11 protein-coding genes are annotated in these 12,993 nt (G+C 63.4%); 5 read left to right on the top strand and 6 right to left on the bottom strand.

The genetic code is table 11. From position 1 onward, the window contains the following. Window positions 1-6: 6 nt before the first annotated feature. The 3 genes from B2G71_RS07195 to B2G71_RS07185 all read right to left on the bottom strand — a co-directional run bounded on the left by B2G71_RS07195 (window position 7) and on the right by B2G71_RS07185 (window position 2,262). On the bottom strand, window positions 7-1,326 hold the full coding sequence (locus B2G71_RS07195) for an NtaA/DmoA family FMN-dependent monooxygenase (RefSeq protein WP_098105068.1): 1,320 nt from the start codon (window positions 1,324-1,326) through the stop codon (window positions 7-9). Window positions 1,327-1,418: 92 nt separating this feature from the next. Continuing rightward, window positions 1,419-1,847 (bottom strand): hypothetical protein, encoded by a 429-nt coding sequence (locus B2G71_RS07190; protein ID WP_098105067.1) that lies wholly within the window; start codon window positions 1,845-1,847, stop codon window positions 1,419-1,421. 22 nt (window positions 1,848-1,869) lie between these two features. After that, the gene (locus tag B2G71_RS07185; RefSeq protein WP_098105282.1) at window positions 1,870-2,262 is read right to left on the bottom strand and encodes a helix-turn-helix transcriptional regulator; all 393 of its coding nucleotides are present in this window, start codon (window positions 2,260-2,262) and stop codon (window positions 1,870-1,872) included. Window positions 2,263-2,487: 225 nt separating this feature from the next. On the opposite strand from B2G71_RS07185, the gene B2G71_RS07180 reads away from it, so the two are divergent. Beyond that, window positions 2,488-3,348, top strand: a complete 861-nt coding sequence (locus B2G71_RS07180; RefSeq protein ID WP_098105066.1) for a cupin-like domain-containing protein — start codon at window positions 2,488-2,490, stop codon at window positions 3,346-3,348. A 65-nt stretch (window positions 3,349-3,413) separates the two neighbouring features. Here B2G71_RS07180 and B2G71_RS07175 read toward each other — a convergent pair whose 3' ends face one another. Continuing rightward, the gene (locus tag B2G71_RS07175) at window positions 3,414-5,129 is read right to left on the bottom strand and encodes a caspase family protein (protein WP_168176295.1); all 1,716 of its coding nucleotides are present in this window, start codon (window positions 5,127-5,129) and stop codon (window positions 3,414-3,416) included. Between the two features lie 360 nt (window positions 5,130-5,489). Between B2G71_RS07175 and B2G71_RS24745 the strand changes: the two genes are divergently transcribed. The 4 genes from B2G71_RS24745 to B2G71_RS07165 all read left to right on the top strand — a co-directional run bounded on the left by B2G71_RS24745 (window position 5,490) and on the right by B2G71_RS07165 (window position 7,912). Beyond that, a complete protein-coding gene (locus B2G71_RS24745) occupies window positions 5,490-5,624 on the top strand; it encodes a hypothetical protein (protein WP_276306910.1) in 135 nt (44 codons plus the stop codon). 359 nt (window positions 5,625-5,983) lie between these two features. Beyond that, entirely contained in the window at window positions 5,984-6,139 is a 156-nt protein-coding gene (locus B2G71_RS24040) for a hypothetical protein (RefSeq protein ID WP_168176294.1), read from the top strand. An 89-nt stretch (window positions 6,140-6,228) separates the two neighbouring features. Next, a complete protein-coding gene (locus tag B2G71_RS07170) occupies window positions 6,229-7,311 on the top strand; it encodes a DUF262 domain-containing protein (RefSeq protein ID WP_206049342.1) in 1,083 nt (360 codons plus the stop codon). After that, entirely contained in the window at window positions 7,295-7,912 is a 618-nt protein-coding gene (locus tag B2G71_RS07165; protein ID WP_098105064.1) for an MAE_28990/MAE_18760 family HEPN-like nuclease, read from the top strand. Before B2G71_RS07170 ends, B2G71_RS07165 begins: the two co-directional genes overlap by 17 nt. Before the next feature lie 368 nt (window positions 7,913-8,280). On the opposite strand, the gene lepA is transcribed toward B2G71_RS07165, so the two are convergent. Then, window positions 8,281-10,098, bottom strand: a complete 1,818-nt coding sequence (gene lepA / locus B2G71_RS07160; RefSeq protein ID WP_098105063.1) for a translation elongation factor 4 — start codon at window positions 10,096-10,098, stop codon at window positions 8,281-8,283. Window positions 10,099-10,129: 31 nt separating this feature from the next. Next, window positions 10,130-12,829: an EAL domain-containing protein gene (locus B2G71_RS07155; protein ID WP_098105062.1), complete on the bottom strand. Its 2,700-nt coding sequence runs from the start codon at window positions 12,827-12,829 to the stop codon at window positions 10,130-10,132. Between the last annotated feature and the right edge of the window lie 164 nt (window positions 12,830-12,993).

The raw sequence follows: 12,993 nt of genomic DNA, 5'->3' as shown, positions 1-12,993 counted from the left end.
GCGGCCTCAGTCAAAAGGGTCGAGCCCAAGGTTCTCGCGGAACGTCGTACCCTCGTACTCGGTGCGGTAGATGCCCTTCTTCTGGAGGATCGGCACGACCTCGTCGACGAAGTCCTCGACCGACTTGGGCATGATGTTGGGAGTCATGTTGAAGCCGTGGCAGCCGGTCTCGCGCCAGATCCGCTCAAGCTCGTCGGCGACCTGCTCGGGCGTGCCGACGACTTGCGGCATGCCCACCGAAAGCCCCCATTTCAGCGCGACCTCGCGCAAGGTGAAGGGCCGGTCTCCGAGCACCGAGGTGAAGGCCTTCATCAGCCCTTGCGAGGCGTTGGTCGCCTGCTCGCGCATCGGCTTGTCGAGATCGATGCCCTCGAAGTTGACCCCCATCGTGCCCGACAGCCGCGCCAGGCAACCCTCGAGCGGCATGCGTTCGATCAGATCGCGCAAGTTGCGCTGCGCTTCCTCCTCGGTGCCGCCCAGGATCGGCTGGACGCCGAAGACGACGCCCGGCGCCTTGACCCCCATCTGAGCCGAGGCCTCGGCGAGCTGCCCCATGTAGCGCATCATGCCCGGCAGGTTGGGCTGGATCGCGAAGACGACGTCGCCGTGCTCGATCCCGAATCTCAGACCCCGGCCCGAAGTGCCCGCCTGGAACAGCACCGGCCGCCGCTGTGGCGAAGGCAGCACCGGGCCGACGGTCTCGCAGTCGAAGAACTCGCCGTGATAATCCACGAACCTGACCTTGTCGGGATCGGCATAGATCCCGGTCGCGCGGTCGGCGAGGATCGCGCCCTCCCCGATCGAATCCCACAAGGCGTAGCACACCTGCATGAATTCATCGGCGGCGTCATAGCGCCGGTCGTGCTCCATCACGTCCTTGTATCCGATCGCGCGATGCTCGCCGCGCAAGTGGCCGGTGACGATGTTCCACCCGACGCGGCCGCCCGAAAGGTAGTCCACGGTCGAAAGCTGGCGCACGATGGTCCACGGCTTGAACGAGGTGGTCGACATCGTCGCCGCGAGCCCGAGGTGCTCGGTCGAGGCCGCAAGCGCCGAAAGCAGCACCACCGGATCATGGCTCGGCCAGCAGACGCCGTACTTCACCGCGTCCTCGTGGCTTTCGCGGTAGCGATCGAAAACACCCGGCGTATCGGCAAAGAAGAGACCATCGAACATGCCTCGCTCGAGCGTCCGGGCGAGTTTCTGCCACTTCTTCAGATCGGACAGGGCCTCGAGCCGGTCATCGCCGGGCGCCGCCCAGCTCAGAACGGTATGATTGATCGGCGAATGGATTTCGAAGCTGATGAGATGCAGTTGCCTGCCCATGGGGCCTTCCTCTCCGTGATCGTGTCACTTGAGAGCCCGTGTGGCGCCTCGACCGGTCTGGAGCAAGGAAAATTCGCCGTAATGTATCCAATCTACCGATGACGGCGATAGGGATCGCGCCGCGCGCATTCGATCACCGCGAAAGTCAGCGCCAGTGCCGCGATGATCGAGGGCACGTCGAACAGGACGATCCGCGCCGGTTCCACCAGCGAACCGAACAGCAGGAGAGGCAGGTTTCCCGCCAGGCCGGCGATGTGCGCCCCGCCGATCAGGAGCGTATCTGCGCGGTCGTCGCGCAGCGCGATCGCGATGATCGCCAGGGAAAGGGCCAGGTCGATCGCGACCAGCAATGCGTCCGATGTCGTTTGCGGATGCATGGCCGTCGCGCCCGCCGACCGGACGATCGCCTTGCACAACATCGCCGCGGCGAGCCAGCGCAGCGCGCCCGGACATCGCCGATAAACGGTTGCGGCAATAAGCGCCGCCGCGAACACCGAAGCGAGGATCGCTACCCGGATCATGAATGACGGGGCGCAGGACCAATCATGACAGGATCTTCGCCAGTCGCGCCACCCCCAATGCCAGTAGTCCCAGGAGAAGAATTCCGCAGGCGATCCCCACCATCCGCAAGAACCTGGCGGTTACATCGCCGCGTCGCTGGCTCGCGACGCGGATCTCCCGTCGCGGTATCGTGGAAGCTGGATATATATCGTTAGATATATCATCATGACCATCCGGTTCCTCGGTGCGATACTGGCGGTAGGCCCTGGCCAGCTCCGACCGAACCACTCCGCCCATGCGCATGCGGACCGCCTCGATCCGCTGATTGACCGCACTTTCCGAGATCCCGAGCTTGGCGGCGATCTCCTTGCTGGTGTGGTTCTCGACCAACAAGTCCATGACTTCCCGTTGCTTTTCAGTAAGCGTCTCGAACATGTCGTCCCCGCTGGCTGAATCGGTGTCGCTCTTGCGCGAGTCCCGCCGACGCCACATGCGTGACTTCGCCCTCATCGAGACTCCCAAAAAATCAGAAATGCGCTCGTCACACATTCCGTTCCCGATATCGTTGAATATCTGTTAATGCGACAAAACCGCAACAGTCGCCATGCTTGATCGTTCGTTTACTTTGTTGGCCTAGCCTGCTCAGCGACGGAGGTGTCCTTGGCAGGCAATGCATTCCCGCAGTCGGCGCTTGATGGTCTCGGCGATGCCTACCCGCTCGCTCCGGCGAAGCTGAGCCACGCGATCGCGGACCATCCGCTGCTGTCACTCGATGCGCTGGCCGGGTTGGCGCGGCGCATGCGGCCCGCTTCGCTCGAACACAACGCCGCGGTCGATCTGCCGCTTGGCATCAGCAATGCCGAAACGCCCTACACCGGCCTCGACGTGCACGAAACGATCGCCCGGATCGAGACCTGCGGTTCCTGGGTGCTGCTCAAGTCCATCGAGCAGGACCCGGCCTATGCCCGTCTGATGGCCGACGTGCTCGGCGAGATCGCTCCCGTCGTCGAACCCGTGACGGGCGCGATGCTGCGGTTCGAGGCGTTCATCTTCATTTCCAGTCCGCGCGCGGTCACGCCGCTCCATTTCGATCCCGAATACAACATCCTGTTCCAGGCGCGCGGTTCGAAGACGATGACGCTGTTTCCCACCGCCGATCCCGAAATCGTCAGCCAGCAATTCTTCGAGGCCTATTTCGCCGGCGGGCCGCGCAACCTGCCGTGGAACGAAGCCTGGCGCACGCGCTCGCGCGAGATCAGCATCGCGCCCGGCGAAGGAATCTACGTTCCGATCCTCGCGCCGCACTGGGTGCAGACCCACGACGAAGTGTCAGTCTCGCTGTCGCTGACCTGGCGCAGCGAGTGGAGCTTTCACCACGCCGACGCCTGCCGGATGAACCGCCGGCTGCGCCACCTCGGGCTCACGCCCTCGCCGCCGCGTATCTATCCCGCGAACAATCGCGTCAAGTCCTACGGCCAGCGCGCCCTTGCGCGGATCGAGCGGTTGCTCCCGGCGGACTGAGCCCGCGAGACCGGCGCCGGCACCTGCCTGGCTTGGTCGGGCCGCGCGCCTTGCGCGATCGCCTCTCAGTTGCCCGCGATCGGCTGACCGCCGGGACCGCACCCGGCATATTCGCAATACTTGCCCGCCATGAAATCCCGATCGGTCTCGTAGCGCCGCTCGGTCTCGCGATACGCGGCGAAGTTGGGCCCTTCCGGGTTGGATGCTGCGTGTTCGGCGCGCATCGCCCGGAAGAAGCCCTGCTGGTCTTCGGGCGTGTACACCGGATTGCCGCCGACCTGCTCGGTATAGAGCCGTGAGATCGCATCCTGGTGCCGCATCATCTCTTGGCGGAAGCGCATCAGCGGGCCGGCATAGTACTGGTCGAGCGCCACCGTGCAGCGGTTGATCGCGTTGACCTTCTCGATCGGATCGGCGACCGCCGCGTAATCGTCGCGGCAGCCGGGATAATCGACATCGGAAAAGCGCGGCGTCGCGGGCATCGTCGGCAGCGGCTGCGAAGCGCGCAGCGCGTTCAGTTCGACCAGCGAGCCGGGTACGCCCGAGGGCGGGACCTGCATCGGCGCGGGGCGCGGCGTGGCGAAGTCGCTGGCCGCGGGCGCGGGCTGAGACGGCGTCTCGGGCGCCGCCGCGGCGAGGCGCGGGGCGGGATCGGCGGCGCCGGGCGCGGGCTGCGCGCGATCGGGGTCGATCGAGAAGATCGCGGTGTTGTCGGGCCGGACCTGCGGGCCGGGCGCAGGACCGTCGTTGACCGCCGGAGTGCGCGCGTATCCGGGGCGCACCGCGCTCGCCAGCGCGGGCGCGTCGGCCTGCAAGGCACGGATGTTGTCGCGCGCCATGCCGGCGAACAGGCCGTCGGGGAACTGGCCGAGGAACGAGCGGTAGGCGCCGACCGAATTGGCCGCGACGGCGCCCTGCCAGGCCAGCGCCTCGAGCGCGGTGCGATCGTTGGCCGATTGCGGCGCGGCCGCGGTGCGCGCGGGGACGATGTAGATCGGCGTGCCGGTCATGCTCGCCGAGACGAAGGGGCGCTGCTTGCCCCCGGTCGAGGCGAGCACGTCGTCGCGGATCGCGCCGCCCAGAAGCTGCACCGGCAGCCCCGGCTCGGGCAGGCGGCGGGCAAGCGAGGCGGCGAAGGGCGAGTTCGCCCCCTCGCCGTCCTGCGCGACTTGTCCGGGCGCGGCGGCGAAGATGATCAGCACGTCGTCGATCTCGATGCCCGAGAGGCCCTGCCCTACCGCGCGCACGCCGCGCCGCCACGAGTTGCCGAACGGGTTGTTGCGGCAGGAATCGAGCACGAGCACCCGCGTCTGCGCGCCGGTGACGCTTTCGAGCAGCCGGTCGAGGTTGATCGCTTCGTAAGGCAGGTCGAACTCGGTCTCGAGCCGCGCGTCGGTGGGGATCAGCCAGTTGCGGCCCTGCCCCTCGATCGCGTGGCCGGCATAGTAGATCATCGCGATGTCAGAGCCGTCGGCGCGGATGCGGAACTCGCGCAGGGCCTGCTGGAACTGGCCGTTCGACAGGTTCTCGACCAGCGTGACGTCGAAGCCCGCCTGCCGCGCCGACTGGGCGACGATGCGCGCATCGTTGGGCGGATTGTCGAGGCTGGTGGTGTTGGCATACTGCGCGTTGCCGATCACCAGCGCGACCTTGCGCGCGGCCTCGACGGGCATGGCCCAGAGCGCGAGGCAGGCGCCCAGCGCCGCCAGCACGATCCGCAGATATGTCGCTACGCGCCCCGGACCCGCACGGCCCGCGGCGCCCCTCGAGAAGGCCGGCATCGGCATTCCCTCCAGTAGAAACCCCGTTTTCCCTGAACCTGTCATGCCAAATCCGGCCGAGTCGTTCAATGTGAACTATGTCACAGCAGGCCCCGGGGCCCGCGCGGCTGGGGCGCCGGGCGCGGCGAAACCGTTCTCCTGCCCGCACCCCGCGCGGCATCCGCCCCGGCTTTCCGCACCGGAGAGCCCGCCGATGATCGTGACCGCCCGCACCCCAGGTCGACCCGCACCCTGCCCGCCTTCACCCCCGTCCCGCGCCGCTGCCAGCGCCACGACGGCTGGAGAATATCGTCCCCGTCCGATCTGCGCGCGGCAAATCGGCACTTTGGGTCACGCGCGATCCACGGCATCGAGGTGCCGGTGTATTCGTACGGAAAGCTCGTCGGCACCCGCCGCGTGTACAACGACGCGGTCCTTGCCTCGATCGACGCCAGGATCGACCGCATGCGCAAGGCCCAGCACGACAGCATGAGCCCCGAAACCCGCCGCCTGTAGAGGCGAACCAGCGCAGCCACCGCGAGGACAAGAAGGGGTACACGATGCCTTGGGATGAGGATCGGGCAGAGAAGTGAAGGGGAAGGAAGGGGTTATGCGAGGGTTATTACCCTCGCGCTCCCGGGTGCTTGGCGCGGAGCCGAGCCTTTGCGCTCAACCCTCGCCCTCCCGCCTGCGGGAGGGCAGCGAGATTTGGCGAACCGCAGGTGAGCCTAGTCGCAGCGGGATGGGCCATCACCGCGTTGCGCCACCCCCCCCCCCAAACCCCTCCCGCAAGCGGGAAACGGCCTTTACCTGACGCCGCCATTTGCGGCCTATCCCGCGTTGACTTGAGGGCAGATATGCAGAATTTGCCTGCCATGAGCGCATGCGACAACATCCGGCAGGGCCTCACCGAAGCCCTAGACTACGCGCAAGGCAAGCCCGGCGACGCAGTGACGCACGAAGTCACGGTGCCGTGCGATGAGGAACGGGGGATGGAAGAGAGGCAAGCGATAGGCGCGCACGATCTGTAATGTGAGCGCATTAAATCCATCGACAAGATATTGCTGACCCACGAACCAGCATGTAGCGTGCATATCAGTTCCTAGAGGGCACCCTTAAATTGACTGATAACCACGAAAACATTCATGAGCGAGAAATCCGCACTACAGCAGTGGATTTCTCTTTTGGCGAGCTTCTCAATCTGCATCGTGATGCTGAGGTCGTTATTCGACCAGAATATCAAAGATTGTTCCGATGGTCGAACGAGCAGAGGTCACGGCTCATCGAGTCAATCATCATGGGCTTACCTATTCCGCCAATCTTTTTAATTGAAAATGAAACTGGCATTCTCGAGTTGATTGATGGCTTGCAGCGCACCAGTTCAGTTCTTCAATTTCTTGATCATGAAGCCATTGACCAGCCCGAGCTGGTCCTCGAAGGATGTGACTTTATCCGTGGCCTAAACGGCAAAACCATGAAGACTATTGATACCGTCACACGGCTCAAAATCAAAAGAACGCCGATTAGGGCCACCATTATTAACAGATCTGGTGACGCTTTCGTGAAGTATGAGCTGTTTAAAAGGCTCAATACCGGCGGTTCCTTATTATCTGCCCAAGAGATTCGAAATTGTTCTTCGAGAATGGTGGGCGGCGGAGCAGAATTTTACGAACTTCTGCAATCCCTTGCTCAGGTGGAAAGCTTCGTCACTGCCACGGCGCGCCTTCCTGCGACAATGGTGGAACAGAGAGCAAATGAAGAGCTGGTTCTTAGATTCTTCGCGCTGATGAACTCCCGCGATACCTTCAAAGGAAATATCGAAGAGTGGCTTGATGGATATATGGAAGATATCCTCTTCGAACGGTCCGAATTTGACCATGATGCCATGACATCGCTATTCGAGAGAACTTTTGCCGTGATTTCTACGAAACTAGGCGATCAAGCATTTACTCGATTCAATTCGCATGGTGAAGCGACGGGACGCCTAGCCCCCGCGTACTATGAAGCGGTTTGCGTGGCATTTGTCGAGCGATACGACGAACTCCGCAGCATCGCGGCCGAAGACCTCTTATCGCGCCTGCAATCTGCTTTTGAAAGCGAAGGTTTTAAAAACGCCACGGGCCCAGGCGCCAATACTATCGCCAAATTACAACAGAGGATTCAAGTTGTGCAGGAGCACCTCAGTGATGAGGCCCCCGCTTGATGTAATCACAGATGATTTGAGTTGGCGCGAGGCAGAGCTTGGATCATTAAAGCTGTTGCTGGCAAGAAGAGATATAAGCGATGTCCAAAAAGACGTTCTACTCAGAGCTTCTTGGGCACTTTTATATGCACATTATGAAGGCTTCTCAAAGACCTCACTTACAATCTTTTATGATTATGCAACGAGGGCAATTGTGCAGTGTGGTAGCCTTCCACTAAAAACACGTGTATTTGCTTTAGGGAAAAAATTGAAGAAGCTGCGAACGCTCGAAATTGAACCATTTTTAAAACAAATCGAAAATTTTTCTGCCGAATTTGATAGCGCTTCGCCGGAATTTCCCGAAGTTGATACGAAGTCAAATTTATGGCCCAATGTACTAAAAACATTGCTCGAAGATGCCGATATTAATATCGATGCTTTATATGATCACAAGGTGAAGATCTCGACATTAGTACATAGACGAAACAAAATCGCACACGGAAAGCGAGATATTGTCTCTGAGATTTCTTATTATCGCAGTTTTGAGTCAGCTGTTTACGACATCATGTATGAAATGGCTTTCAGAATTGACGAGCGCTTAAAGTCAGATCCCTACGTTTGAAGTTTTGAAGTCATTGCTTTTCGCCGTGAAATGCGGCGACCGTCCAGAAACGTGTAGCGGATCGGCACGGCAACGGCATTGCGGCATAGATCGACAGTGACGTTTCGCCGCTTGCGCAGCACCTATTCGTCGAAATAACGGGTCTTAGCCAAGACGCTGCTTAAGCATTAAGCACTCATTATTGGGAGCGCGAGGGCGATGGCCCTCGCATTTTCTATTTTTGCTTCTGTTCCGCCTTCCGGCCTTTCCGTCGTGGCGAAGCCACGCCGTCGAACCTCGCCTGCGGCGAGGCCGGCCGGGTCGGGTAATCCGCTGCGCGGACCGGCTTCCAAGCTACCGTTCGCTTTGCGAACGTCGCTTAGGCGCCTTCACTCCTCCCCCATGCGCAAGGCGGCAATAAACGCCTCCTGCGGGATGCTCACATTCCCGTACTCGCGCATCTTCGCCTTGCCCTTCTTCTGCTTCTCGAGGAGCTTCTTCTTGCGGGTGATGTCGCCGCCGTAGCACTTGGCGGTGACGTCCTTGCGCATGGCGCTGATCGTCTCGCGGGCGACGACCTTGCCGCCGATCGCGGCTTGTATCGGGATCTTGAACAGGTGGCGCGGGATGAGGTCCTTGAGGCGCTCGCACATGTGGCGACCGCGGCTTTCGGCGACCGAGCGGTGGACGATCATCGAGAGCGCGTCGACCGGCTCGTTGTTGACGAGGATGCTCATCTTCACGAGGTCGCCTTCGCGCAAGCCGATCTGCTCGTAGTCGAAGCTGGCGTAGCCTCGCGAGATCGACTTCAGCCTGTCGTAGAAGTCGAACACCACTTCGTTGAGCGGCAGCTCGTAGGTAGCCTGGGCGCGGCCGCCGACGTAGGTAAGGTCGCGCTGGATGCCGCGCCGGTCCTGGCACAGCTTGAGGATCGGCCCGAGGTATTCGTCCGGCGTGTAGATCGTCGCCTTGATCCACGGCTCGTCGATCTGGGCGATGCGGCTGGGATCGGGGTAGTCGGCGGGGTTGTGCAGCAGGATCTCGCGCGCGTCGTCGGTTTTGCTCTTGTTGAGCTGGATGCGGTAGACGACGCTGGGCGCGGTGGTGATGAGGTCGATGTCGTATTCGCGGGTCAGCCGCTCCTGGATGATCTCGAGGTGGAGCAGCCCCAGGAAGCCGCAGCGGAAGCCGAAGCCGAGCGCCGCGCTGCTTTCGGTCTCGTAGCTGAAGCTGGCGTCGTTGAGGCGCAGCTTGCCGATCGATTCGCGCAGCTTGTCGAAGTCCGCCGCGTCGACCGGGAACAGGCCGCAGAACACCACCGGCTGCACTTCCTTGTAGCCGGGCAGCGGCTTGGCGGCGCCGTTCTTGGTGGTGGTGATGGTGTCGCCGACCTTGGCGTGCTCCACTTCCTTGATCTGCGCGGTGATGAAGCCGATCTCGCCCGGGCCGATCTCGGGCAGGTCGATGCGCTTGGGCGTCATGCAGCCGACGCGGTCGATCAGGTGGTCGGTGCCGCCCTGCATGAAGCGGACCTGCAGGCCCTTCCTGATCACCCCGTCCATCACCCGCACGAGGATGACGACGCCGAGGTAGGGGTCGTACCAGGAATCGACGAGCATGGCCTTCAGCGGCGCGTCGCGGTCGCCCTGCGGCGGCGGGATGCGCCGGACCACCGCCTCGAGCACGTCCTCGATGCCGATGCCCGACTTGGCGCTGGTGAGCACCGCGTCGCTGGCGTCGATGCCGATGATGTCCTCGATCTCGGCCTTGACCTTGTCGGGCTCGGCGGCGGGCAGGTCGATCTTGTTGATGACGGGGACGATCTCGTGATCGTGCTCGATCGACTGGTAGACGTTGGCGAGCGTCTGCGCCTCGACCCCCTGCGCGGCGTCGACCACCAGCAGCGCGCCCTCGCAGGCGGCGAGGCTGCGCGAGACCTCGTAGGCGAAATCGACGTGGCCGGGCGTGTCCATGAGGTTGAGTTCGTAGGTCTGGCCGTCCTTGGCGGTGTAGTTCAGCCGCACCGTCTGGGCCTTGATGGTGATCCCGCGCTCGCGCTCGATATCCATGTTATCAAGCACTTGCGCGGACATCTCGCGCTCGGTGAGGCCGCCGGTGAGCTGGATCAGCCGGTCGGCGAGGGTCGACTTGCCGTGGTCGATGTGTGCAATAATGCTGAAATTGCGGATCTGCGAGAGTTCGGTCATGAAGCGCCGTTAGCAGCGCTTCGCGAGGCTGTCAGCCAACCTTGCGCAGCGGCGGTGGCTGTACCTTGCCGGGCTTGGGCGGAACGAAGCTCACACCGCCCGCCTCGTCGAGCTCGAGCGGCAGGGCGAACTGCATGCCCATGCGGTCTTCCTTGCACCACCTCGCCGTCGCCTGGACGACGTAGTCGTCGGCCAGACGCACCGAGAAGACGGTGCCCACCGGCACATTCCAGATGCCCTCGATCATCGCGCCGGTCCGCGAGATGTTGCGGATCGTTCCGGCGTATTCCTTCGGTCCGTAGGCGAGCACGACCTTGCGCAGCATCGTCTGGCGGGGCGCGCGGGCTGATTGGGGTCCGCGCGCCACCGCGGTGAGACCCGAGGCCAGCCGCGCGCTCGCGGCCGCGGCATTGAGGGGGCGTTCGTAGATGAAGCCCTGGATGTGGCTGCATCCCAGCGTGCGGATGAGATCGAGTTCGTCGAAAGTCTCCACGCCTTCCGCGGTCGTTTCCATGCCGAGCGCTTCGGCCAGGCTCACGATCGACGAGATGATCGCGCGATTGCGGTTGGCCTCGACGGTCGCGCCGCGCACGAAGCTCTGGTCGATCTTGATCTTGTCGAACGGCGCCTTCTTCAGATAGCCGAGCGAGGAATAGCCCGTGCCGAAGTCGTCAAGCGCCAGACGCACTCCCACGCCCTTGAGCGCGGCGAACATCGCCTCGGTCGACTTGTCGTCGTTGAGGAAGACGCTCTCGGTGATCTCGAGTTCCAGCCGCGAGGCCTCGATCCCGGCGCCCGCGATCGCGCTGGTGACGATGGCGGGCAGCAACGGGTTGGCGAACTGGAGCGGCGATACGTTGACTGCCACGCGCACCTCGCGCGGCCAGCCGGCGAGGTCACGGCAGGCGGTGCGCAGCGCCCATTCGCCCATCGCCGTGATGAGGCCGGCATCCTCGGCGATCGGCACGAACTTGGCGGGCGAGAGATAGCCAAGCGTGGGGTGGTTCCAGCGCAGCAGCGCCTCGAAGCCGGTGATCTTCTCGGTGGTTACGCGCACTTGCGGCTGGTAGGCGAGCTCGAGGCCGCCCTGGGCGATCGCGTCGCGCAGATCCTGCTCGAGCTGCTGACGCTCGCGCGCGTCGGTGTGCAGGTCTTCGGCGTAGACGTGGTGGCGCCCGCGGCCGCCGTCCTTGGCCGCGTAGAGCGCGAGGTCGGCATTGCGGATGATCGCTTCGGATGTGGTGCCGTGTTCGGGACAGATCGCGATGCCGAGCGATGCACCGATGCTCACGCGGCTGCCATCGATCGAATAGGGCTGCGAGAGCGTCTCGATGATCCGCCTGGCGAGATGCTCGAGATCGTCGCGCGGCGCGCGCCCGTGGAGCAGGACCTGGAACTCGTCTCCGCCGAGGCGTCCCACCCGACCCGCATCGCCGACCGCCGAACGCAGCCGGTCGGCGACCTGCTTGAGCAAGGCGTCGCCCGCCGGGTGCCCCATGGTGTCGTTCACCTGCTTGAAGCGATCGAGGTCGAGCAGGAAGACGGCGCAGGATCTGTCCTCCGCCCGCGGCGCGCCGAGGATCTTCTCGAGCCATTCGGACATCTGAAAGCGATTGGCGAGCTTTGTCAGCGAATCCAGTCGCGCCAGTTCCACGACGTGGCGTTGCGAACGCCGATGCTCGGTCAGGTCCATGCCCGAGCCGCGAAAGCCCATGAAGTTCTTGTACTGGTCGTGGACCGGCGCGCCGGTGATCGACCACCAGCGCTCGTCCTTCTCGCGCGTTGCCGCCTTGACCTGCAGATCCTGGAACGAGGAGCGGGTGTTGAGATGGAACACGAGCGTACGCTCGCTCTCCTGCACCCCGGGGCCGAGTTCGAACAGATCGGTCAGCGGTTTGCCCACGAGGTCGCCCGCCCTGCGGCCGAGCAGCTTGCAGATCCGCGGCGAGATATAGGTGAGCAGGCCGCGGCGGTCGGTCTCCCAGAACCAGCCCTGCCCGGTCGCCTCGTATTCGGCGAGAAGTTCCTCGGCTCGGGCACGGGCGCGTTCTTTCTGGGCACGGTTCATCGCCACGATCCCGGCCTTGCGCACGTGCCAGATGGCAATCCTGATCCCCAGGACCGCGGCAACGCCGAGGATCACCAGACTCTTGTACGAATCGCCATAGACCGCCGGGCCGATCCAAAGCCCCATGGTCGCGGCGATGATCGAGACCATGCGGGCATTGAGCAGGCTCGTGGCGACCATTCCGAGAACGACCAGAACGGGAGCGGAGACATCCCAGTCGAGCGCTCCGGTCGTCACCGTCCAATGCGCGAAGGCCGTCCCGGTAAGCCCCATCGGCAACCCGACCGTGGCCAACATGACCAGGTAGCGCAGCCAGCTACTCGGTCCGAAACTCTGTTCGAGCCGGGCCAACTGGGGCGCGCAGGCGGTGACGACCACGCCAAGCACGACCAGGGTCACCGTCAAGGGATCGGGTATCGAGCGCGAGATCGCACCGATCACGACGAGCGCGCCGACGATGGTCGGCGCCATGTAGCTCCATTCGGGCGAGACGAAGAAATGCAACGGATCGCTGGTCAGCCGCCCGGGCAGGAAGGACTTGAGGATCGCACTGCGCCCCTGCGAGGGCGGCTGAGCGTGAGGAGCCGACCGCCTGTCTTCTTCGGCGACCGACGTCGCCGTTGCGCGCGTTCGCGCGCGCGAAGATCCGCTGGTCTTGCTCATCCCGGTTCCATGCCCTCCGCGCGCTTGCGAAACGGTTAAGCGGCACGATCCTTCGTTATCCGAAATCGACGCCGATCCGGCCCTGCGGCCGCAAGTCCCGGTTCGCGCAACCGGCACGGGCGCCTTTTTGCTTGCCGAACCGGGCACGGCCATGCTTGCCTTGC

Origin of the sequence: Novosphingobium sp. PC22D (assembly GCF_002556635.1) — a bacterium.
Taxonomy (GTDB): domain Bacteria; phylum Pseudomonadota; class Alphaproteobacteria; order Sphingomonadales; family Sphingomonadaceae; genus Novosphingobium.
This window is presented reverse-complemented; position numbering and strand designations above follow the sequence as displayed.

Bases quoted from the DNA above. Each gene is read 5' to 3' on its own strand.
- B2G71_RS07175 (WP_168176295.1), bottom strand. From the start codon at position 5,129: ATGCCGGCCTTCTCGAGGGGCGCCGCGGGCCGTGCGGGTCCGGGGCGC.
- B2G71_RS07195 (WP_098105068.1), bottom strand. From the start codon at position 1,326: ATGGGCAGGCAACTGCATCTCATCAGCTTCGAAATCCATTCGCCGATC.
- lepA (WP_098105063.1), bottom strand. From the start codon at position 10,098: ATGACCGAACTCTCGCAGATCCGCAATTTCAGCATTATTGCACACATC.
- B2G71_RS07155 (WP_098105062.1), bottom strand. From the start codon at position 12,829: ATGAGCAAGACCAGCGGATCTTCGCGCGCGCGAACGCGCGCAACGGCG.
- B2G71_RS24040 (WP_168176294.1), top strand. From the start codon at position 5,984: ATGAGCGCATGCGACAACATCCGGCAGGGCCTCACCGAAGCCCTAGAC.
- B2G71_RS07190 (WP_098105067.1), bottom strand. From the start codon at position 1,847: ATGATCCGGGTAGCGATCCTCGCTTCGGTGTTCGCGGCGGCGCTTATT.
- B2G71_RS07165 (WP_098105064.1), top strand. From the start codon at position 7,295: ATGAGGCCCCCGCTTGATGTAATCACAGATGATTTGAGTTGGCGCGAG.
- B2G71_RS07185 (WP_098105282.1), bottom strand. From the start codon at position 2,262: ATGTTCGAGACGCTTACTGAAAAGCAACGGGAAGTCATGGACTTGTTG.